Annotated in this window: 20 protein-coding genes; 9 read left to right on the top strand and 11 right to left on the bottom strand. The window is 67.7% G+C overall.

Annotation, left to right across the window (positions count from 1 at the left end):
- Positions 1-245: 245 nt before the first annotated feature.
- The 5 genes from aceA (at position 246) to OH799_RS21625 (ending at position 6,487) form a co-directional block, all read left to right on the top strand.
- Positions 246-1,532 (top strand): isocitrate lyase, encoded by a 1,287-nt coding sequence (gene aceA, locus OH799_RS21645; protein WP_406267003.1) that lies wholly within the window; start codon positions 246-248, stop codon positions 1,530-1,532.
- A 322-nt stretch (positions 1,533-1,854) separates the two neighbouring features.
- Positions 1,855-2,724: a 3-hydroxybutyryl-CoA dehydrogenase gene (locus tag OH799_RS21640; protein WP_406267000.1), complete on the top strand. Its 870-nt coding sequence runs from the start codon at positions 1,855-1,857 to the stop codon at positions 2,722-2,724.
- 353 nt (positions 2,725-3,077) lie between these two features.
- On the top strand, positions 3,078-5,381 hold the full coding sequence (gene metE, locus OH799_RS21635) for a 5-methyltetrahydropteroyltriglutamate--homocysteine S-methyltransferase (protein ID WP_406266997.1): 2,304 nt from the start codon (positions 3,078-3,080) through the stop codon (positions 5,379-5,381).
- A 120-nt stretch (positions 5,382-5,501) separates the two neighbouring features.
- Positions 5,502-5,921, top strand: coding sequence for a VOC family protein (locus tag OH799_RS21630; RefSeq protein WP_406266994.1), 420 nt, complete (start codon positions 5,502-5,504; stop codon positions 5,919-5,921).
- Complete coding sequence (locus OH799_RS21625) at positions 5,921-6,487, top strand: TetR/AcrR family transcriptional regulator (RefSeq protein ID WP_406266991.1); 567 nt, start codon at positions 5,921-5,923, stop codon at positions 6,485-6,487. Before OH799_RS21630 ends, OH799_RS21625 begins: the two co-directional genes overlap by 1 nt.
- Here OH799_RS21625 and OH799_RS21620 read toward each other — a convergent pair.
- From OH799_RS21620 to OH799_RS21610, 3 genes are all read right to left on the bottom strand, one after another.
- Positions 6,477-7,817: a tetratricopeptide repeat protein gene (locus OH799_RS21620; RefSeq protein ID WP_406266988.1), complete on the bottom strand. Its 1,341-nt coding sequence runs from the start codon at positions 7,815-7,817 to the stop codon at positions 6,477-6,479. The genes OH799_RS21625 and OH799_RS21620 overlap by 11 nt on opposite strands.
- A 127-nt stretch (positions 7,818-7,944) precedes the next feature.
- A complete protein-coding gene (locus OH799_RS21615) occupies positions 7,945-9,165 on the bottom strand; it encodes an AI-2E family transporter (protein WP_406266985.1) in 1,221 nt (406 codons plus the stop codon).
- Positions 9,166-9,237: 72 nt separating this feature from the next.
- The gene (locus OH799_RS21610; protein WP_406266982.1) at positions 9,238-10,290 is read right to left on the bottom strand and encodes an NAD(P)-dependent alcohol dehydrogenase; all 1,053 of its coding nucleotides are present in this window, start codon (positions 10,288-10,290) and stop codon (positions 9,238-9,240) included.
- Positions 10,291-10,553: 263 nt separating this feature from the next.
- Here OH799_RS21610 and OH799_RS21605 point away from each other — a divergent pair, with 263 nt between their 5' ends.
- On the top strand, positions 10,554-11,672 hold the full coding sequence (locus OH799_RS21605) for a S1C family serine protease (RefSeq protein ID WP_406266979.1): 1,119 nt from the start codon (positions 10,554-10,556) through the stop codon (positions 11,670-11,672).
- 9 nt (positions 11,673-11,681) lie between these two features.
- Here OH799_RS21605 and OH799_RS21600 read toward each other — a convergent pair whose 3' ends face one another.
- The 3 genes from OH799_RS21600 to OH799_RS21590 form a co-directional block, all read right to left on the bottom strand.
- A complete protein-coding gene (locus OH799_RS21600; protein ID WP_406266976.1) occupies positions 11,682-12,248 on the bottom strand; it encodes a vitamin K epoxide reductase family protein in 567 nt (188 codons plus the stop codon).
- The gene (locus OH799_RS21595; protein ID WP_406266972.1) at positions 12,245-13,021 is read right to left on the bottom strand and encodes a DsbA family protein; all 777 of its coding nucleotides are present in this window, start codon (positions 13,019-13,021) and stop codon (positions 12,245-12,247) included. Before OH799_RS21595 ends, OH799_RS21600 begins: the two co-directional genes overlap by 4 nt.
- Before the next feature lie 234 nt (positions 13,022-13,255).
- Entirely contained in the window at positions 13,256-13,831 is a 576-nt protein-coding gene (locus OH799_RS21590; protein ID WP_406266969.1) for a TetR-like C-terminal domain-containing protein, read from the bottom strand.
- A gap of 91 nt (positions 13,832-13,922) precedes the next feature.
- Between OH799_RS21590 and OH799_RS21585 the strand changes: the two genes are divergently transcribed.
- Positions 13,923-15,260 (top strand): carboxylesterase family protein, encoded by a 1,338-nt coding sequence (locus tag OH799_RS21585; protein ID WP_406266966.1) that lies wholly within the window; start codon positions 13,923-13,925, stop codon positions 15,258-15,260.
- 376 nt (positions 15,261-15,636) lie between these two features.
- On the opposite strand, the gene OH799_RS21580 is transcribed toward OH799_RS21585, so the two are convergent.
- From OH799_RS21580 to OH799_RS21565, 4 genes are all read right to left on the bottom strand, one after another.
- Entirely contained in the window at positions 15,637-16,482 is an 846-nt protein-coding gene (locus OH799_RS21580; RefSeq protein WP_406266964.1) for a polyphosphate kinase 2 family protein, read from the bottom strand.
- Between the two features lie 61 nt (positions 16,483-16,543).
- The gene (locus OH799_RS21575) at positions 16,544-17,254 is read right to left on the bottom strand and encodes an ESX secretion-associated protein EspG (RefSeq protein ID WP_406266961.1); all 711 of its coding nucleotides are present in this window, start codon (positions 17,252-17,254) and stop codon (positions 16,544-16,546) included.
- A gap of 5 nt (positions 17,255-17,259) precedes the next feature.
- Entirely contained in the window at positions 17,260-17,913 is a 654-nt protein-coding gene (locus tag OH799_RS21570; protein WP_406266958.1) for a hypothetical protein, read from the bottom strand.
- Positions 17,914-17,953: 40 nt separating this feature from the next.
- Positions 17,954-18,346 carry a hypothetical protein gene (locus tag OH799_RS21565; RefSeq protein WP_357259997.1) on the bottom strand — a complete coding sequence of 131 codons (393 nt, stop codon included), beginning with the start codon at positions 18,344-18,346 and terminating at the stop codon, positions 17,954-17,956.
- Between the two features lie 184 nt (positions 18,347-18,530).
- Here OH799_RS21565 and OH799_RS21560 point away from each other — a divergent pair, with 184 nt between their 5' ends.
- Positions 18,531-19,259: a GntR family transcriptional regulator gene (locus OH799_RS21560; RefSeq protein WP_406266955.1), complete on the top strand. Its 729-nt coding sequence runs from the start codon at positions 18,531-18,533 to the stop codon at positions 19,257-19,259.
- 81 nt (positions 19,260-19,340) lie between these two features.
- On the top strand, positions 19,341-19,532 hold the full coding sequence (locus OH799_RS21555; protein ID WP_357260002.1) for a hypothetical protein: 192 nt from the start codon (positions 19,341-19,343) through the stop codon (positions 19,530-19,532).
- Between the two features lie 75 nt (positions 19,533-19,607).
- Here OH799_RS21555 and deoC read toward each other — a convergent pair whose 3' ends face one another.
- On the bottom strand, positions 19,608-20,276 hold the full coding sequence (gene deoC / locus OH799_RS21550) for a deoxyribose-phosphate aldolase (protein WP_406266951.1): 669 nt from the start codon (positions 20,274-20,276) through the stop codon (positions 19,608-19,610).
- Between the last annotated feature and the right edge of the window lie 14 nt (positions 20,277-20,290).

Here is a 20,290-nt window from a genome sequence, read left to right as displayed (position 1 = left end):
AGAGCTACTGGCTGGTAGGTTGCATGCTTGCAATTCGGTGGCAAATTTTGCAGAGTTGGCAAACGTTGCTCGAAACATAGCTGAGATTCGCAGTAGCAACAGGTAGACGGCCATTTCTCGTTGTGCAATCGTGTGGAAGTACATCCGATAGGCCTAGCAAGCCTGCAAATTGCCGCTCCAGCAGTCTGAGCTGTTTCCACGCTCGACCCCTGCGGCATCGAACGAACGAGGAAGTGGAGTCAGAGATGTCGACCACCGGCACCCCGAAGACCGCTGCGGAAATCCAGAAGGATTGGGACACCAACCCCCGCTGGAAGGACGTCACCCGGAACTACACCGCGGAGCAGGTGTCGAAGCTCCAGGGGACCGTCGTCGAGGAGGCCACCCTCGCGCGGCGCGGTTCGGAGATCCTCTGGGATCTCGTCAACAACGAGGACTACATCAACTCGCTCGGCGCCCTCACCGGCAACATGGCGGTCCAGCAGGTCCGCGCCGGCCTGAAGGCCATCTACCTGTCCGGATGGCAGGTCGCCGGTGACGCGAATCTGTCCGGCCACACCTACCCGGACCAGAGCCTCTACCCGGCCAACTCGGTGCCCGCCGTGGTCCGCCGCATCAACAACGCGCTGCTGCGCGCCGACGAGATCGCCAAGGTCGAGGGCGACACCTCCGTCTCCAACTGGCTCGCCCCGATCGTCGCTGACGCCGAGGCCGGCTTCGGTGGCGCGCTGAATGCCTACGAGCTGCAGAAAGCCATGATCCAGGCCGGCGCCGCCGGCGTGCACTGGGAAGACCAGCTCGCCTCCGAGAAGAAGTGCGGCCACCTGGGCGGCAAGGTCCTCATCCCGACCCAGCAGCACATCCGTACCCTGACCTCCGCGCGGCTCGCGGCCGACGTCGCCGACGTGCCCTCGGTGATCATCGCCCGCACCGACGCCGAAGCCGCCACCTTGATCACCTCGGACGTGGACGAGCGCGACCGGCCGTTCCTGGACGGCACCCGCACTTCCGAAGGCTTCTACGGCGTGCGGAACGGCATCGAGCCCTGCATCGCGCGCGCCAAGGCCTACGCCCCCCACGCCGACCTGATCTGGATGGAGACCGGCAAGCCCGACCTCGAGCTGGCCAAGCAGTTCGCCGAGGCCGTGCGCAACGAGTTCCCGGACCAGCTGCTCGCCTACAACTGCTCCCCGTCCTTCAACTGGAAGGCGCACCTGGACGACGCGACCATCGCGAAGTTCCAGAAGGAGCTCGGCGCAATGGGCTTCAAGTTCCAGTTCATCACCCTGGCCGGCTTCCACTCGCTCAACTACGGCATGTTCGACCTGGCCTACGGCTACGCCCGCGAAGGCATGACCGCCTACGTCGACCTGCAGGAACGCGAGTTCGCCGCCGAGGAGCGCGGGTACACCGCCACCAAGCATCAGCGTGAGGTCGGTGCCGGCTACTTCGACCTGATCGCGACCACCGTCGACCCGAACACGTCGACGGCGGCGCTGAAGGGCTCCACCGAAGAGGGACAGTTTCATTAAGCAGCGCCTGCGGCGCATGCGCAACGGTCACTCGGACGCGAGACGGGCCGCGAACGGCGCTCGATGGCCTCGCGCGTTGTGGTTGCGTAAGCAGTGACCTAACGATTTGGGGCTCGGCTGGTGCTAACCGAGGGAAGTGAGGTTCCCGACGTGAATACCGACAATCTTCTACTCCGGTAGGGGTGTACCGCCCTCCCCGCTGAACAGCCCCGGCGGGGAGGGCATCCCTATTAACTTGGACCATCGAAGGCTTCGCTCACACCCGAGCGGCACCTTCGCCACAAAGCCACCCGACAGCCAGACAAACCAGCAGGAGCGGGACGTGAGCAGCGAAAAGATCCAACGCGTCGGTGTTATCGGCGCCGGCCAGATGGGCGCCGGAATAGCGGAGGTGTGCGCCAGAGCGCACGTCGACGTGCTGGTGTACGAACAGACCCGGGAACTGGCTGCCGCGGGCCGTGCCCGCATCCTCCGGTCGCTCGACCGTGGCGTGAGCAGCGGCAAGATCACCGAGCGCGAGCGCGAACAGGCCGCGTGGCGTCTGCGCTTCACCTCCGACATCGGCGACTTCGCCGACCGCCAGCTGGTGGTCGAGGCGGTACTCGAGGACGAGAAGGTGAAGACCAGCATCTTCGCCGAGCTGGACAAGGTCGTCACCGACCCGTCCGCGGTGCTGGCCTCCAACACATCCTCCATCCCGATCATGAAGATCGCGGTCGCCACGGCGAACCCCGAGCGCGTGGTCGGTATGCACTTCTTCAACCCCGTCCCGGTGCTGCCGCTGGTCGAGCTGGTCACCACGCTCAAAACCAGCGAATCGGTCGCCACGCGGGCCGAGGCCTTCGCGGGCGACGTGCTCGACAAGCAGGTCGTGCGCTCCGCCGACCGCTCCGGTTTCGTGGTCAACGCCCTGCTGGTGCCGTACCTGCTGTCGGCCATCCGCATGGTCGAATCAGGCTTCGCCACCAAGGAGGACGTCGACAAGGCGATGGTGCTCGGCTGCGCCCACCCGATGGGCCCGCTGGCGCTGACCGACCTGGTCGGCCTCGACACCGTGAAGTCCATCGCCGACTCGATGTACTCGGAGTTCAAAGAGCCGCTGTACTCGGCACCGCCCCTGCTCATGCGCATGGTGGAGGCGGGATTGCTCGGCAAGAAGACCGGGGCCGGTTTCTACCAGTACAACCGCTAGACGTCCGGCGCAACCGCGAGGTTGTCGGGCGAACCACGGAGTGAAACCGACCGATTCGTACCCCCCTGACACGGTCGGGTGCGAGTCTTACAAGGACCGTTCGCTGCCAGACTTGTGTTCGAGTGGGCGAAGCGCATACGCCGTAGGCGCGAGTTTCGCCCACTCGGATGCGAGCCATGAGGGGGCCGTGAACAACGCGGCGCCGCGGGCGCTGCAACTCGAACACAGCGCATGCGCCAAAGGCGCGAGTCTCGCCACTCGAACGCAGACCATCGAGGGGCGCGAACACGCAGCGCCGCAGGCGCGGCAAATCAAGCACAGCGTTGCACATCGAACACAGGAGTATCCCGCTCATGGTGAACGTGACTGACGGCTATGGGTCGAGCATCCTCGGCTATCCCAGGATCGGACCGCACCGGGAGCTCAAGCGGGCACTGGAGGCCTACTGGCGCGGTGCGATCGGGCGCGACGAGCTGCTCGCGGTCGGCCGCGATATCCAGGAGCAGCAGTTCAGCGAGCTGGCCGCCACGGGGCTGACTCAGGTTCCCGGAAATACCTTTTCGTTCTACGACCACGTGCTGGACAACGCGCTGCTGTTCGGTGCGATCCCCAAGCGGTTCGGGCCGTACCGGGACGGGTTGGACCCGCTGGACTTCTACTTCCTGATGGCCCGCGGCCGGCCCGACCTGCCGCCGCTGGAGCTGGTCCGTTTCTTCGGCACCAACTACCACTACCGCCAGCCGGAACTGGACGCCGACACCGAATTCTCGCTGCACCCCGAGGCCCTGCTCGACGAATTCGACCGCGCGAAGGAGCGCGACATCGAGCTGCGGCCGGTGGTCATCGGCCCGGTGTCGCTGCTGCTGCTGTCCAAGGCCGGGCACATCCCGGGTGAGCCGGATTTCGACACCTCGAGTCTGCTGGACAAGCTGCTCCCGATATACGAGGAGCTGTTCGAGATCCTCGCCAAGCGCGGCTCCACCTGTGTGCAGCTGGACGAGCCCGCGTTCACCAGCGAGCGCACGCCCGCCGAACTGGCCGCGTTCGAAGCCGCCTACCAACGCCTTTCGAAGGCGCCGTTGCGCCCACGCATCCTGGTCACCGGCCAGTACGGCGATTTCGGCGAGGCGTTGACCATCCTGGCCGGCACCGGCGTCGAGGCGATCGGCCTCGACCTGGCCAGCTACCGGATCCGTCCGGATGATCTGGCCAAGGTGCCGGGCATCCGGCGTAAGCGCCTGTACGCCGGCGTGATCAGCGGTCGCAACGTGTGGCGTGCCGACCGCTACGTGACGCTGGAATACCTCAACGAGCTCGCTCAGGTCTGCCCGGACCTGGTCGTCTCGACCGGGGCCACGCTGCTGCACGTGCCATACGACCTGCTGGCCGAATACGACATCGAGGGCCATGTCGCCGACCGCCTCGCCTTCGCGAAACAGAAGGTGGGGGAGGTGGTTTCGCTCGCGAAGGCGCTCACCGAGGGTGCCTCGGACAAGTGGCGCAAACGTCCGACCGAGGTGCATTTCAAGCAGAAGCACGCGGTACGGCAGCGGGTCTACGCGGTGACGCCGGACATGCGTTCGCGCGAGCCCTACGAGGTGCGCAGGGAAGCGCAGCAGCGCAAGCTGAATCTGCCGCCGGTGCCCGCGACCACGCTCGGGTCCTTCCCGCAGGCCGGCCGAATCCGCCAGGCGCGCTATGAACTCGGTGCGGGTCGGCTGTCCTACGAGGACTACCGCAAGCGAATCGAGGCCGAGATCGAGGCCACCATCCGGCTGCAGGAGGACATCGGTCTCGATGTGCTGGTGCACGGCGAGCACGAGCGCAACGACATGATCCAGTACTTCGCCGAGCTACTCGACGGATTCGTCACCACTCACTTCGGCTGGGTGCAGGTGTACGGATCCCGGTGTGTGCGTCCGCCGATCCTGTACGGCGACGTGGCGCGGCCCGCGCCGATGTCGGTGGAGTGGATCGGCTACGCGCAGTCGCTCACCGACAAACCGGTCAAAGGCATCGTGACCGGACCGGTCACGATGATCGCGCGCTCATTCGTCCGTCAGGACCAGCCGTTGCACGAGACAGCCGACCAGGTGGCGCTGGCGATTCGGGACGAGGTGGTCGACCTGGAAAAGGCGGGTATCTCGATCATCCAGGTCGATGAGCCCGCGATCCGCGAGATGCTGCCCTTGCGTCCGGAGGGCAGGGCGGAGTATCTGCGCTGGGCGGTGGCCGCGTTCCGTCTGGCCACCTCCGGTGTCCAGGCGGAGACCCAGATCCACACGCATATCGGTTATTCCGGCCGCACCGAGGTGGTCGAGGCGATCGAGGAACTCGACGCCGACGTCACCGCGATCGTGGCGACCCGCTCCATCGAGTGGGTGCTGCGGGCGCTGAAAGAGGACGCGCGTTCGGGGCACGGGCTCAGCCACGGCGTCGGCCCCGGCGTGTACGAGAGTCGTTCCGCGCGCATCCCGGACATCGATGAGCTCGACGAATTGCTCACGGCGGCAGCGGAAGCAGTGACGCCGGAGCGGTTGTGGGCGAATCCGGACGGTGGCTTGAAGACGCGCCATTACTGGCAGCTCGAGCCGTCATTGCGCAATCTGGTTGCCGCGGCGCGGCGCGTCCGCCGGCGTGTCGAGGCTGCCGAGTGAGGTAGCGCTGACCATCGAAAGAGCTAAGCCGCCGTCGCGTTCGACGAATCGAAGGCGGCCGGGATCTGGGCGGAGTAGGACTGGCTTAATTCGGTTCGGTACGTACCGTAATATTCACGTATGGAAACCGACACCTGGCCGGACTCGCTGCGCGTCGCGCAGGTCCGTATCGCCCGCCCGACCGATCGGCTCGACGAGGTGGTGCGCTTCTATGTCGAGGGTCTCGGCCTGCGCGAGCTCTACCGATTCGAGAACCACGCGGGCTACGACGGGGTGATGCTCGGACTGCCAGGGGCCGGATATCACCTGGAATTCACCACGCATGAGAACGGCAGCCCCGGCGATGCGCCGAGTGCGGAGAATCTCTTGGTGTTCTACTTCGACAGCGAGACCCACATGTACGACGTGGCGCAACGACTCGGCGAAGCCGGTGTCGAACCGGTGCCCGCGGAAAACCCCTTCTGGGCAGCCAACGGCGGCTTGACCTTCCCCGATCCGGACGGCTGGCGCGTCGTGCTGATGCCACGCCCGGTCTTCTGATGGCGGGCCGGACCCGCGACAACCGGATCGACGCCGCGGTGCTGATCGCCGCGCGTGAGGAGCTCGATGAGGTCGGCTACGCCGACCTTTCCATCGGTCGGGTTGCCGCTCGCGCGGGCCTGCACCGCCCGGCGATCTACCGCAGGTGGCCGTCGAAGCGCCACCTGGTGATCGACGTGGTCGCCGACCTGCTCGGCCTGCAACCGACCCCGGACACCGGTGACCTGCGCGCCGACCTCACCCACGCTATGCGCACTCTCGTTGCCGCGCTGCGGGATACCTCGCTGCACCGGGTACTGCCCGCACTGGTCGCGGACTTGGCGGGGGACGCGCGGCTACGCGCCCACTTCCTGGCCACCGTCTTCGAGCCGCGCAGGCAGACCACCGCGATCGCGCTGCGGTCGGCCGTCGAGCGGGGCGAAGTCGATCCTGGGATCGATCTGGACTTCGTGCTGGACGCGGTCGCCGCGCCGATCTACTACCGCGCGCTGTTCGGGCACCTGCCGCTGTCGGATGAACTCGCCGGGCAATCGGTCGAGGTGGTGCTGCGCGCGATCACCCGCTGAGAGAGGGTAGCGAGGTGAGCGTCGCGAGCACGTCGGTGGCGGCCTCGGCTACCGAGTCGGGCTCCGCCGAGGCCAGCGTCGCGGCGGCAGCGGCGCGGAAATCGGTGAATAGCGCGACGCAGGCCGCGGCGGCGGCGCGGTCGGCCGGGGTGAGTTCGGCGTCGTCCTCGGCGGCGGACTGCCATGCGGCGGTGGCGATCACCTCGTGCAGCCAGTTGAGCAAGCCGAGTCGCAACGGCTGCGGTCCGGTGAGCCAGCGGGATGCGCTGGCGTGCATTACGTCGGTGCGCTCGTGCAGCATGGCGCCGAGCACGACGACCGCCGCGGGCGCGGTGACGGAGTAGATCGAACCCTGATGCAGGACCGTGGAATACAGGAACTCGATGCCGCGTGACTGATCATCGGTGTCGGGACTGATCAAGTCGGCGAGCAGTTCGGGCGCGTCGGACGCGAAACCGTAGGCGTGCTCCAGCCCAGCCCAGTCGGTCTCACACAGCACGGTCGCGGCGCGCTCCCAGTAGATCGGCGCGATGGCGGCGGCCGCCCGTGCTCGGGCTTCGGCGTCGGTCGAATCGAGTGCGCGCTGGAAGGCGGCCAGCGCCGCGGCGGTGTCGCCGAGCCTGCTGCTGAGCAGCCCGACGTCGCAGCTGGCCCCAGCGGACACGGCGGGATCGCCCGATTCGACCAGGTGGCGGCTGACGTCCCTGGCTCCGGCCAGATCGCCGGCTTCGCTCAAGTGCTGGACGAGATCGCGCGCCACCACGACTGCCTGCTCGGCGGGCCAACGATCGATGGCGGTGCGGTAGGCGATCTTCACGCCGTCCAGGTCGTCCTCGTTGCGCAACAGGTAGGCCAGGTTGGACAAGGCGAGCCGGGTGATCTCGCCGGGGCCGGAGGCCATCGCATGTCCGTAGGCCGCCCGCGCCGCGCCGGAATCTCCGCGCTGGGCCAGCGAATAGCCGAGATTGATCCACGCGCGGGGCGCCGCGTCCGGATGACCGGACTCAGCGGCGAGCTGGTACGCCGCTTCCGCGGCGGCGATATCGCCGCGCTCGGCAAGCAACACGGCGAGGTTGTACGCCGCGCGCGGCGCCGCCTCGGAATGCCCGGAATCGACGGCCACCCGGTAGGACGCCTCGGCCCCCGGCTTGTCGCCCGCCGCGCTGAGTAAGTCACCCAACTCCACGGCGGCCAGCGGCGCCCAGTTCGGATGCCCGGAAGCGACAGCGGCGTGGAACGCCTCGCGCGCGGCGGCCACGTCGTTGCGCCTGCGGTGCATCTTGCCGAGGTCGAAGGCCAGATCCGGCGGCCGCTTCAGCATTGTTCCCATCCAGCCTCGGCACCATGCGGTGCGAATCGTCTCCGAAGAGTTCTACCCGGGAGGTGAGCCCATGGCCAGCGGTGGCGACATGCCGGACGCGGCGGTCATGTTCGCACGCGGTGATCCACCCACAGCCTCACCGTGCGGGCGGTTTGCCGCTGCCGGAGAAGCGAATACTCAACTTTCTCGTCCACTTTCGGCGTGGCGGCTTGGGTTCCGGCGGATTGATGTCGAGGCCCGGCTGGACGTCGTAGCGGCGGATGTACGCGCTGGAGAACGCCTGGACCGTCGCGGTCACCGGAATGGCGAGCAGCGCGCCGGTCGGGCCGAGTACCGCCGCGCCGGCAAGCACCGCGCCGAACGTGACGGCCGGGTGCATGTCCAGCGTGGTCGCGGTGATGCGCGGTTGCAGCACATAGTTTTCGAACTGCTGATAGAGCACGATGAAGCCGAGAATCCACAGCGCGGTGCTCGGGCCGTGCACCAGCGCGACGATCACCGGAAGCGCACCCGCGAGATAGGTGCCGACTGTGGGGATCAGCTGCGAGACCACACCGACCCAGAGTGCGAGCGCGAAGGCGGAGGGAATGTCCAACACGCGCAGCGCGGCGTAGTGGGCGAGCGTCGAGATGAGCGCGAGCAGGCCGCGCGAGAAGATATAGCCGCCGGTCTTCGCCACCGCGATGTCCCAAGCGCGCAATACATGTCGTTGTCGTCTCGGCGGCAGCAGCGAGCAGACGGCGTGCCGGAAGCGGGGGCCGTCGGCGGCGAAGTAGTAGGTGAACAGCAGGATGCCAAGGCCCTGGAAGACGGCGCCGATCGCGGCGGTGCCGATACCCCATACGTTGCCTGCCAACCCGGTCAGGTAGCCCTCCAGGTTGGAGCTCCAGTCGGTGGCGTACTTCTGGATATCCGTACTGGACATGTCGGTCTTGAAGGTGCGGTTGACCCAGTCCACGGCCCGGTCGGCATAGTCGGGCGCATTTCGCACCAGCGTGGTGGCCTGGTCGATCAGCAGGTTACCCAGTGTCCACCCGAAGGCGACGACGAGGGCGGTCACGGCGAGGAACACCAATCCGGTGGCGGGACCTCGGCGCATGCCGCGCTGGGCCAGCCAGTTCACGGCGGGCTCGATAGCGAAGGCGAGGAACAGCGAGACGAGCAGAACCGTCAGCAGGCCCTGCAATTTCTGGAGCACCCAGAATCCCGCCACCAGCCCGGCGACGGTCGCCGCGGCGAGCAGGAACGCACGCAGCAACCACGGCGGTGGACTCGAGCTCGCCTCAGCGGTAACCACCGCCTTGTCGGCGTACGCGCCGCCGGGTCGTGTCGTTTCGTCCTTTTCCTCCGCAGACACAAGGCCAACGTACCCATGCCGGGACCGGTTCGTTCGCCGACACCGCCTGCCCGCACCGGTCCGCGACGCGGGTCACATGGTCGCGATGTCGATGACGAACCGGTAGCGCACGTCGCTGGCCACGACGCGGTCGTAGGCTCCGTCGATCTCGTCGGCGGAGATCAGTTCGATTTCGGCGCCGATGCCGTGCTCGGCGCAGAAGGTCAGCATTTCCTGGGTCTGCGCGATGCCGCCGATCATCGAGCCCGACAGTGAGCGCCGATATCCGGTGAGGGCGAACGGCTTGACGGTCAACGGGTGCTCGGGGAGGCCGAGGATCACCAGGGTGCCGTCCAGGTTCAGCAGCCGCAGGTAGTCGTCCAGCGGGAGGTTCGCCGAGACGGTGTTCAGGATGAGGTCGAACCGGCCGCGCAGGTCGCGGAAGGTCTGCTTGTCACTGGTCGCGTAGTAGCCGCTCGCGCCGAAAAGCTTGCCGTCGTCCTGCTTGCTCAGCGAATGGCTGAGCACGGTGACCTCGGCGCCCATCGCGGCCGCGATCTTCACGCCGACGTGACCGAGCCCGCCCATACCGATGATGGCGACCTTCTTGCCCGGCCCGGCGCCCCAGTGCCGCAGTGGCGAGTACAGCGTGACGCCGGCGCACAGCAGCGGCGCTGCGACATCGAGATCGATGCCTTCCGGGATCTGGACGACGAAGTGCTCGGTCACCACGACCTGCGTCGAGTAACCGCCGAGGGTGTTCCCGCCGGGCTGCACCGCCGGGTCGACCGGGGTGTTGTAGGTCATCGTCGCGCCTGCGGTGCAGTACTGCTCCTCGTCGGCGAGGCAGGGCGCGCAGACACCGCACGAGTCGACCATGCACCCCACACCAACGCGGTCACCGACCTGGTGTTTGGTCACCGCGGACCCGACCGCCGCGACCACGCCCGCGATTTCGTGTCCTGGCACGCAGGGGTACTTGGCGCCGCCCCATTCGTCGCGCGCCGTATGGATATCGGAGTGGCAGATGCCCGCGAACTTGATGTCGATCAGCACATCGCGCGGACCCAGGTCCCTGCGCTCGATCGAGACCTTCTCGAAGAAGCCATCGGGTGCGGACAGGGCGTAGGCGGCAGCTGTACTCATGACTCCACCTCGCTGGCGCTGGGCTCCGCCATGACCACCGGGGTGGCGGTGCTGATTGTTCGCTCGCCGCGCTCGCTCATGAATACATGCCTACCGTCGCATGGGCGTCGTTGCCAACCACGGACACGGAAGAGGCAGGTCGGGGCCGGTGGTGGCGGTCTCCCGGCGGCGCGGACCGGACCTGCCCTCGTGTTTCCCGATCTTCGGCGAAGAGATGCGGCCACAATGGAATTGGTCAGCGGTTCAGCCGAGGCGGGAGAACCATGGACGAGGAACGGCAGCACATGACCCGGCGCCCGTCGGGCCGCAGCCGCGCACTGGTGATGATCGTCACCATCGTGCTCGCCGTGACCGCTTTCCTCGGGTATCGGGGCGAGCTGCCGAGTCGTACCTGGTCCTACCCGGCCGAGATCGCGACCCCGATCACCCTGGACCCGCGCGCGCCGCTCGATCAAATGTTCGCCGAGGCGGCAGTAGGGTCGGCGCTGGTCAACATCAACGCGTCCACCAAGACCTCCGGGCTCGACGCGGCCGGGTCCGGCATCGTGCTCACCGCCGACGGAGAGGTGCTCACCAGCCACCACGTGATCAAGGGCGCGGAAACTGTGACTGTCACCGACGTCGGCAACGGAACGGTCTACGACGCCGCGGTGCTCGGGTACGACTCCGGTGCCGATATCGCGCTGCTCGGCCTCTCCGCCGCGTCGCCGCTGAGGATCGCCACTATCGGCAGGTCGGCCGACTTGCGGATCCGGGACGAGGTGATGGCGATCGGCAACGCAGGTGGGGCAGGCGGCACCCCGACCGCGGTTCAAGGCCACATCACCGACCTGGACAGCGCGATCGTGGCGGTGAACTCCGTCGATCTGTCGCGCAAACCGCTCAGTGGCATGCTCGAGGTCTCTGCGGCGGTGACCTCGGGCCAGTCCGGCGGAGCATTGGTCGATCGGCAGGGGGAGGTGGTCGGGGTCATCGCGGCGGCGTCGGGTGCGGCTACGCGCGCGGACACCGGACCACCGACCGGCTACGCGGTGCCGATCGATACGGCCATGCGAGTGGTCCGCCAGATCCGTTCCGGCCTCCCGACCGACACCGTGCACATCGGCCCCACGGCCACCCTCGGCGTGATCACCTCGAACGCACTGCCCACCGGCACAGGCGCCCGGGTGGATGCCGCGATCTACGGCATGCCGGCCCATTCCGCGGGACTCGGCACGGGCGACGTGATCACCTCGGTCGACGACCGCGTGATCACCAGCGCGAAATCCTTGCGCGCGGCGCTGAACACGCGCAGACCGAACGACACCGTGCGGCTGGCCGTCACCGGCGCGGGCGGACAGCGCACGGTGGCGGTGGTGCTGACCGTGGGCCCGCCGAACTGATCCGCCGGATCAGACCAGGGACAGCCAGTAGTCCTGGAAGCGCAGGAACACCAGCAGCAGGACGACCGCGTAGAACAGTGCGACGATGGTCCAGCGCCACTCGACAAGTACGCCGAGCGGGCCGTGGGAACGCCCCCACAGCTGGTCGGTGATCACCGCGAGCAGCGGCGTGATGATCGCCCACACCACGAGGCAGTACGGGCACAGCGCGTTGATCCGGTAGAGGCTTTCGAAGATCAGCCAGCAGATGAAGCCGACGCCGAACACGGTACCCAGCCAGAGTCCGCCCCAGATCCAGCGCGGGAAGCCCACCCCGGCGACTGCGAGCGCGCCGAGGGTGACCACGACGGAGAAGCCGACGACGCCGATGAGCGGGTTGGGGAACCCGAACACGGCGGCCTGGTCGGTCACCATCACCGACCCACAGGACAGGATCGGGTTGATGCTGCACGACGGGGTGTAGCCGGGGTCGGTGAAGAGCTTGAACCGTTCGACCGTGAGCGCCACCGCGGCCAGCCAGCCCGCGAGTCCGCCGATCAGCAGGATCCACGCGGCCCGTGGCCCGGCGGTGATCACTGGGCCGCGGCGGCAATCGTGGGCGCGAGGCCGCCGGGGGCGAAGATCTCCTGGCTCGACTGGATCTGCTTGCCGTTGACGAAGATCGACGGGGTCGACTGGATGCCGCTTTCCAGCACGTCCTTGGTGCGGGCCTGGATGTACTTGTCGTACTTGCGTTCGGTGATGCACTCGCCGACCGCGTCGTCGGTGTAGCCGGCGTCTTTGGCGATCTGGATCAGCTTGTCGTCGGGCAGACCGCTGCCACCCTCCGCGGGCTGTTGGGCGAACATCGCGGCGAGCCATGCCTGGTACTTCGCGGGGTCGGACTCGGCGACGCAGTAGGAGGCGTTCGCCGCGCGCGAGGAGTACTGGGTGGTGGAGGCCTTGTCCAGGAATGCGATTATGTTGTACTCGACCTTGGCTGTGCCGTTGTTCACCGCGTCCGCGAGCACCTGGGTGTTGGCCGCCTCGAAGGCTTTGCAGGCGGGGCACTGTAGGTCGGCGATGACGCGAACGGTCACCTTCGCGTCCGGCTTGCCGATCCGGACGGCGCCGTTGTCGGTAATCGAGCCGGGGGTGCCGCCGGCATTCATGTTCCCGGTCGCGGCGATGGACGGCGTGGGGCCGGGGTCGTCCTTGCGGGCCTTCTTCACGGCGATGCCGATGCCGATCGCCGCGACGAGCCCGACGAGCACGGCTGCGACGGCTACCTGAATGAAGATCTTGCGATTGCGGTCGGCGCGTTCCGCCGCCAGCAGCGGGTTAGTCTTCCCACCCGGGTTCTTGCTCACCGTGCGCTCACCACGCCTTTCGCTCGCCTGCCGGTTCCTGCCGCCACGATGGTAGATCCTCCGAACACGTCCTCGCGTGATCGGGCCACGGTCCACATCATCGCGGGTGAACCTGAGAGATTCCGAAATGCCGGGCGCGGATACGCGCGTCGGTGTCGGTCGGGGCGGAGGATATCGGTCGCCCCGCCGCGATTTCGGTTATCGGCGAAATGCCGGTCATCGGTGTGTTGCCGGTCAGCGCGGGGTGATCCCGGCGAGGACGAGATCGACGGCAGTGTGCGCGAGATCGGCAGGCAGTGGACCGCCCAGCTGTGTGACGTGCAGATGAACCAGCCCACCGAGCGTGAGCATGGTCAGTCGCGGATCCACGGTCGCAGCCAGCTCGCCGCGGGCGATGCCGCGCCGGACGATCTCCTCGGACGCCGCCAGCCGCCGCGCCCAGAATTCGCGCCGCGCCGTTTCGGCATCCAGGTCGGTTTCGGCTATCACCGTGCCGCGGATCAGGGCCAGGCCGGACGCCGTCTGGGCGAAGCGGATCAGGTCGGTCATGAAGGCCTCCAGATCACCGCGCACCGCCCCGGTGTCGGGCAGCGGGATCTCTACGGCCACCCGGGACAGCAGCGCGTCCAGCAGCAGTCGGGGCAGGGTCTTCCAGCGCCGGTAGATCGAGGTCTCGTGGACACCGGCGGCGGCGGCAACGTCGGCGACCCGCACGTTGCCGATGCCGATGGACTCGATGTGCGCGAGCGTCGCGTCGAGCACGGCTTTCCGCAGCCGCGCCCCGCGGATCTGCGGAGAGGGTTCGACCATGCGCGCAATTATCGCAAGCTCTCTTGCGTTGTGCGCCTCCAGCTCGTAGCGTGCTATCGCAAGTTGACTTGCGATAGAAGGCGAGAGTGGCATGCACGAAGTGGTAGCGCCTTCCGGGCACTGGCTGGGCGAAGTGGTAGGTGACGTCGCGGTGTTCCGCGGCATGGCGTACGCGCGGGCCGCGCGATTCGGTGCGCCGGAGCCGGTCGCACCGCACGACGGAGTGTTCGAGGCGATCCGGCGGCACGCCGTCGCGCCGCAACTGCCCGGTCGACTCGAAGGGGTGATGGGGCGGGCGGAACCGCTGGACCAGTCGGAAGACTGTTTGGCGCTGACTGTGACCATGCCGGCGCGCGCCGAGCCCGGCAGCTGCCCAGTGCTGGTGTGGCTGCACGGCGGCGCCTATCTCGCCGGCAGTGGGCAGTGGAATTTGTACGACGCCGACCGGCTCGTGCGCGAGACCGGCATCGTGGTGGTCTCGGTGAGCTACCGTCTCGGTGCGCTCGGGTACCTTCGGGCGCCGGGTGTTTCGGCTGGAAACCTCGGTCTCCTGGATCAAATCGCGGCATTGCGCTGGGTGCGGGAGAACATTCGCGCGTTCGGTGGGGACACCGACCGGATCACGTTGTCGGGACAATCAGCGGGTGCGCAGTCGGTGCTGGCGCTGCTCGGTATCGAGGAGGCCAGGCCGCTGTTCGCGCGCGCGATCGTGCAGAGCGCGCCCTTCGGCGTCGGGTTCCAGAACCACCGACGGGCCGAGCGGGTGGGTGCGATGTTCCTGGCCGAGCTGGACGCCGACCCGCACACGGTATCGGTGCCCGATCTGCTTGCCGCGCAAGGCCGTACCGTCCGTCGGATGGCGGGGCCGGGCGCGCTGAACTCAGCGCCGCCCTTCCTGCCGGTCGCCGACGCGGGTCCGTTGCCCGACGAGCACTCGTGGCAGAAGAATGTGCGCAGCGCCGCCGCTGATCTCCACATCGTGCTCGGGTGCACGGCGGAGGAGGCGCGGGCGTTCTACGGCGGACCGCATCCGGTGTTCGCGCCGGTGCGGCAGGTACCGATGATCGGGACAAGGCTCACCTCCGCCGCGCAGCGGGTCATCGGTCGCAAGGTTTTCGAGAACGGCATGTTCCGGTTCGCCGATCAGCTGGCCGACGCCGGGGCGGACGTCTTCTGCTATCGCCTCGGGCAGTTGCATCCGGCGAACCCGTACGGCGCCTGCCACTGCGTCGACTTGCCGCTGCTGTTCGGGGACGGCACAGCCTGGCGCGACGCGGCGATGCTGAAACCACTCGCCCCTGCGGAGGTCGAGGCGCTCGGCGTTCGAATCCGTCGATACTGGGGCGAATTCGTGCACACCGGGCGGGTCGGCGCCGCGAACTGGCTGCCGTACCGGACCGGCTCACGCTTCATCCAGCAGTTGCCCTGAGCCGAGCCGACCGCGGTCCGCGCTCGATCCGGTTGCGGCGAGCACGCCACTCTGCTGGATTCGAGCACCGACGCCGATGGTGTCCTGTGCCGCGCGCACGCTGATCGACGAGGACCGACCGCCACTACTCGCCGTCACCGGCCCGAACGCCGCCTTGCCGCCGGGCGCGCCCGGACCACGCCCCCGGCGCCGGCGTCGCGGGCGACGCACGCGCAGTCGCCGCAGTCGCCGCGGCCGTCCGCCGCTCGGCCACGGTCGGCGCTGACACCGTCGCTCTCCAAACATCGCCGACGACCTCGGTCCCGTCGCCTACATCCGCTTTGTCGCCGAGGAAGTCCGATCCCTGGTCTCCAGACCAGAGGCGGCGCTGCGCGACTCAGGCCTGCGCTAGGCGCCGCCTCTGCTCCTCGACGTCGAATGTCGCCGGGGGCCAATCGAGCTCCAGCCGCTCTAGCGCCTCGATGAGCAGTTCGGTGACCGCGAGCCGTGAGTACCACTTGTGGTCGGCGGGCAGCACATGCCATGGCGCGTACGTGGTGGATGTGCGGTCCAACATTGTCTGGTAGGCCGCCTGATAAGCGGGCCAGAACGCACGCTCGTCGATGTCGGCCGCGTTGAACTTCCAGTACTTGTCCGGGCGCTCCAGGCGCTCGGCGAGCCGCTTCTTCTGTTCGTCGAGTGAGACGAACATGGCGACCTTCACCAGCGTGACGCCCTCGTCCACCAGTTCACGCTCGAAAGCGTTGATCTCGTCGTAGCGCGGCTCCCACTCCGTCGACGGCACCAGGTTGTGCACCCGCACCACCAGCACGTCCTCGTAGTGCGAGCGATCGAACACCCCGAGCTGACCGGCACGCGGGAGCGCCTTGCGGATGCGCCACAGAAAGTGGTGGCGCTTCTCCTCCGGCGTCGGCACGCCGAACGCGGTGTGGTCGACACCCTGCGGGTCGACCGAGCCGATGACGTGCCGGACGATGCCGCCCTTGCCCGCGGTGTCCATACCCTGCAACACCAGCAGCACGCTGCGTTTATCTCCGGAGCGGCCGTTGGCGTAGAGCTTCTCCTGCAGATCCGACAGCACGAGGGCGCGCTTCGCGAGCAGCTCGGTGCCCGCCTTCTTGTCACCCACGAACCCCGGCCGCCCGGACGTGTCCAACTCGGCAATCCGCAACCCGTCGGCCTTCAGGGCATCGGTAGCCGCAACAGCCCAACGTTTCGCCATGCCCTACACCTAATCACCGATTCCGACCGTGATCCGCCGGAAGCGTGCCGCAGGCGCGCAATCAGATACACGCCAAGCGTTGCAATTGAGTGGCGAAATCCTCATCGGAGACCGGGGCGAGGATGAGGTCGTGTGCGGTGGTCAGCATGTAGCGCCCATCCCCACTGATGTCCAGCCATGTGCGGTGGCGGGTCGGCGGCGACATGGGGTTGTCCGGTTTCACGGTGACGGTGATGAAGCCGCGGCCGTCGACTGGTTTGCGCAGGGTCTGGCGGAATCGGGCTGCGCCGCGGTGACCGTTGGTGGCGAACGGTTCCGTGCGGTCCGGGCCCAGCACCGCGTCCTGTGGCTCGCGCATCGGTCCTAGCCTGCCCGGCTGGGCGGACCCGATGATCTGCACCAGGCGTTCGCCCAGGGCACGTGCATGGCACATCAGCACGGTCACCTTGTCCGGGGTGGCGACCAGGATGCCCGCGTGGTTGTGCACCACCGCGGCGAAGGCAAGGATCCGTTCGGCGTCGTCGTCATTGCGCGGGAGGGTGGAGCGCTCGCCGGAGATGGTGATGGTGGTCGCGTCGGTGCGGGCGCAGACCATCAGCGCGGCGGCCAGGTCGGGGTCGGCTTGGCGGGCGAACCGTTGCGGCAGGCGTAGTGCGCGGTATTCCGATGCGGTGCGCACGGTAGCCGACGGGACCATGTTGATCGGATAGGGCCTCCGGTCCAGGCTTGTTTCGTTTGCCCAGACATGCGTGAACTCGTCCGGGGTGAGCACCCATTTCACCGTGCGCCGCCTCCGCGGGCGGAGCCGGGATCGGGCCAGGCGCCTGCCGGCCCTTGCGGTCGGGGAAATCGCGGAACGCGGTCGCCGGAGGCGGGCATGGTCGGGGCGTAGACGTAGGTCATCGTGTCCCGGACATCCGCCTCGATGTCGGCCGCCGCACTGTCGTGATCCATCCTGCGTTTTCCGCCGTATACCGCCTCGGCGGCCGGGTCCTCCAGCGGCCGATACCGCTGCTGCGGCGGGATCGCACCCCGGAGCGTTTGCGCGGCATCGCCATTCAACTCCATAAGGCGCGCTATTGCGCGACATACATCTTGCGCCTCGGTGCCCGCACGCACGAATTCCCTTGTCGCGCGTACCGCGGCGTCGGCCGCACGGCCCGACCAGTGCGCGAATTCACGGTTGGTCGCGTCGGAGAACGCCTGGAACGCTTCGGCGATCGCGCGGGCGTTCGCCTGCCATGCCTCGGCAGTCCGGTTGAGCGCGGCCGGATCGAGCGCTTCGTGCACCAGCTCCCAGATCTGCTGGTGGGTGTAGGCGCCGAACAGTTCCCGATCCGGTGCGTACGCGGGATCGGTTGCTCTTTCGGTGAATCCGGCCAGTTCCCTCCGGATGCCGTCGGCGGCGGCGCGAGCCACGGAGTCTGCCAATTCGTTCCCCCTCAGTCGATCCCGGCGCGGAGGTGCGTACTCACCTGGGCTCCAGGTAGTCGGTGATCAGTCGCAGGGCAGCCTGGTTCGCGGCCTCGGCTTCGGCAAGACGGTTGGCAGCCGCCAGATACGCGGCCTTGAACAGCAGCGCTGTCTCCTGGAACGCCGCAAGCGTGTCCAGGTACTGCCTGCCTTTTTCTGCGAATCCGCGTGTGAGGCCATGCCCGGTCGGCAGGTTCGGGAAGCCTGTCACGTCGGTGACGAGATGCCGCTCGGCCATGGCCCGATGCAGGTCGTCGACTAGTTTGTCGCATGCCGCGGCGAGGTTCTCGGCGACCGTGGTGTCCAGAGCGAAGGGCTCGTCGCCGCCTTCGCCGATGGCCGCCGCGTACAGCTTTCGAGCCGTCCCCTGCCCGGTGTCGGGTACCGCCATCTGGAAGCCCCCTTCCGTTCGGTCCTGTCCGTACCGCGCTGTCCTGGTCCGGCAACTCTATCGGTCGGGAGTGTCCCTGCGAGGCCGGCTCGGCGCGGGCTTGTGCGAGCTCCCGGTGCACGGGCTTGCCGTTGTTACACTGGCACGTGGTCCGAGGGGCGGAGTCCGTGGCGGAAGGCGACCGGTGGCCGAAATCGACGAAGGGCTCCCGAAATATCTCCGGATCTCGAGGTATCTCCGTGAGCAGATCGAGCGCGGCGAGCTGGCTCCCGGCGCCGAAGTCCCCTCCGAGCGCGAGCTCGCCGCGCGCTGGAAGGTTGCCCGGCCCACTGCGGCCAAAGCGCTCAACGCCTTGCGGCAGCAGGGGATCGTGGAATCACACCGCGGATCGGGGACTTATGTGGTCGATCGGCCCGCGCTGATGCGGGAGCGGGCGCCGCGATACGGACCGTCCTTTGCCGAGGACCGGTCGGTGACCGTGCTGGAAGCGGCGGTCGTCGCGGGGCCGAGCGAGGTCAACGATGTGCTCGGCCTGCCGCAGGGTAGTGCGGTGGTGACGCGAAAGCGGCTGAGCGCTAGCGATTCCGGTGCGATGGAACTGGTGATCTCATGGTTCCCCGGCGGATTCGCCGAGTCCGCCGCCCTGCTGCTCGACGCGAAGCGGCTGCCCGGCGGAACGCTGCGCTATCTGGAATCCGCGATCGGTAGGAGCGTCGCGTTCGTGCGTGAGCGTGTCGGCGCGCGACTGGCCACGGCGGACGAGCGGCGTCATCTCGGTCTGTCGCGGCCCGCTGCGGTGCTGGTCCGGCACCGCACCGCGCACGACGTCGACGGAGTGGTGATCGAGTTCGACGAAGTGGTCCACCCGCCCGGACACTGGGCATTCCAGCGAGAGTATTACACCAGGTCATAGGTCGATTTCCGCCGTTGACACCCTCGAATCACAAGTGGCATAGTCCACTTGTCGGAAGAAATCGAAGGGTGGGAGAGCGCGATGTCCGATCAGTTGACCATCGGCGGCTGGGTAATCGTAGGGGAACACTGCACCGTCCGACTGGTGCCATTACCTCGGGACAACTACCTGGCTTTCGTCTTCGAAAGCGGCGGAAACGAATTCGAACTCGCGCTGTCGCCGGCTATCCTCCACCGCATGGTCGCCCTCGGTGCCGCGCCCTCTACACCCTGACCTGGCCCGACGAGTGCGGAATGGCCGCGTCGAACTGCGAGCAGCCCGCCGTGGCGTGCTACTCGATGCGTGAATTCAGGCCGGGAAGCCGTCGAGCACCTCGCGAGACTTCGACAGACCCAATCGGGTCGCACCCGCCGCGATCATCTCGGCCGCCGCCTCGGCGGTGCGGATGCCGCCGCTGGCCTTGACGCCGAGCCGCCCGCCGACTGTCTGCGCCATCAACCGCACCGCGTGCGCGCTGGCGCCACCCGCGGGGTGAAATCCCGTGGAGGTCTTCACGAAATCAGCTCCTGCGCGCTCGGCGACCCGGCACACCTCGATGATCACCTGGTCCGTCAGTGCCGCGGATTCGATGATCACCTTGAGCAGTGCCCGATCACCCACCGCCTCGCGCACCGTGACGATATCGGCGAGCACCGCCGTGTAGTCACCGGCGCGCGCCGCGCCGACGTCGATCACCATGTCGACCTCGTCCGCGCCCTGGTCCACCGCGAGCCGCGCCTCGGCACCCTTCACCAGCGAATGATGCTTGCCCGAAGGGAATCCGGTGACCGTCGCGATCGCCAGCCCCGGCGCGCGCACCGGAAGCATGGACGGCGACACGCAGATCGCGAACACGCCGAGCGCACGCGCGTCCTCGACCAGCGCGGCGACATCGGCGGTCGACGCCTCCGGAGCCAGCAGCGTGTGGTCGATCAATCGGGCGACTTCGGCCCTGGTCAGCGACGCGGAACTTGCCATGGGGTGAGAGTCTG

It is taken from the genome of Nocardia sp. NBC_00881 (assembly GCF_045207455.1).
Lineage (GTDB): Bacteria > Actinomycetota > Actinomycetes > Mycobacteriales > Mycobacteriaceae > Nocardia.
Note: the sequence above shows the minus strand (reverse complement) of the source record. Positions and strands in the feature narration are given on the sequence as shown.

Coding starts and splice junctions, on each gene's coding strand:
- OH799_RS21605 (WP_406266979.1), top strand. CDS start 10,554: ATGGACGAGGAACGGCAGCACATGACCCGGCGCCCGTCGGGCCGCAGC.
- OH799_RS21630 (WP_406266994.1), top strand. CDS start 5,502: ATGGAAACCGACACCTGGCCGGACTCGCTGCGCGTCGCGCAGGTCCGT.
- OH799_RS21625 (WP_406266991.1), top strand. CDS start 5,921: ATGGCGGGCCGGACCCGCGACAACCGGATCGACGCCGCGGTGCTGATC.
- deoC (WP_406266951.1), bottom strand. CDS start 20,276: ATGGCAAGTTCCGCGTCGCTGACCAGGGCCGAAGTCGCCCGATTGATC.
- metE (WP_406266997.1), top strand. CDS start 3,078: ATGGTGAACGTGACTGACGGCTATGGGTCGAGCATCCTCGGCTATCCC.
- OH799_RS21565 (WP_357259997.1), bottom strand. CDS start 18,346: ATGGCGGTACCCGACACCGGGCAGGGGACGGCTCGAAAGCTGTACGCG.
- OH799_RS21585 (WP_406266966.1), top strand. CDS start 13,923: ATGCACGAAGTGGTAGCGCCTTCCGGGCACTGGCTGGGCGAAGTGGTA.
- aceA (WP_406267003.1), top strand. CDS start 246: ATGTCGACCACCGGCACCCCGAAGACCGCTGCGGAAATCCAGAAGGAT.
- OH799_RS21555 (WP_357260002.1), top strand. CDS start 19,341: ATGTCCGATCAGTTGACCATCGGCGGCTGGGTAATCGTAGGGGAACAC.
- OH799_RS21590 (WP_406266969.1), bottom strand. CDS start 13,831: ATGGTCGAACCCTCTCCGCAGATCCGCGGGGCGCGGCTGCGGAAAGCC.
- OH799_RS21580 (WP_406266964.1), bottom strand. CDS start 16,482: ATGGCGAAACGTTGGGCTGTTGCGGCTACCGATGCCCTGAAGGCCGAC.
- OH799_RS21610 (WP_406266982.1), bottom strand. CDS start 10,290: ATGAGTACAGCTGCCGCCTACGCCCTGTCCGCACCCGATGGCTTCTTC.
- OH799_RS21620 (WP_406266988.1), bottom strand. CDS start 7,817: ATGGGAACAATGCTGAAGCGGCCGCCGGATCTGGCCTTCGACCTCGGC.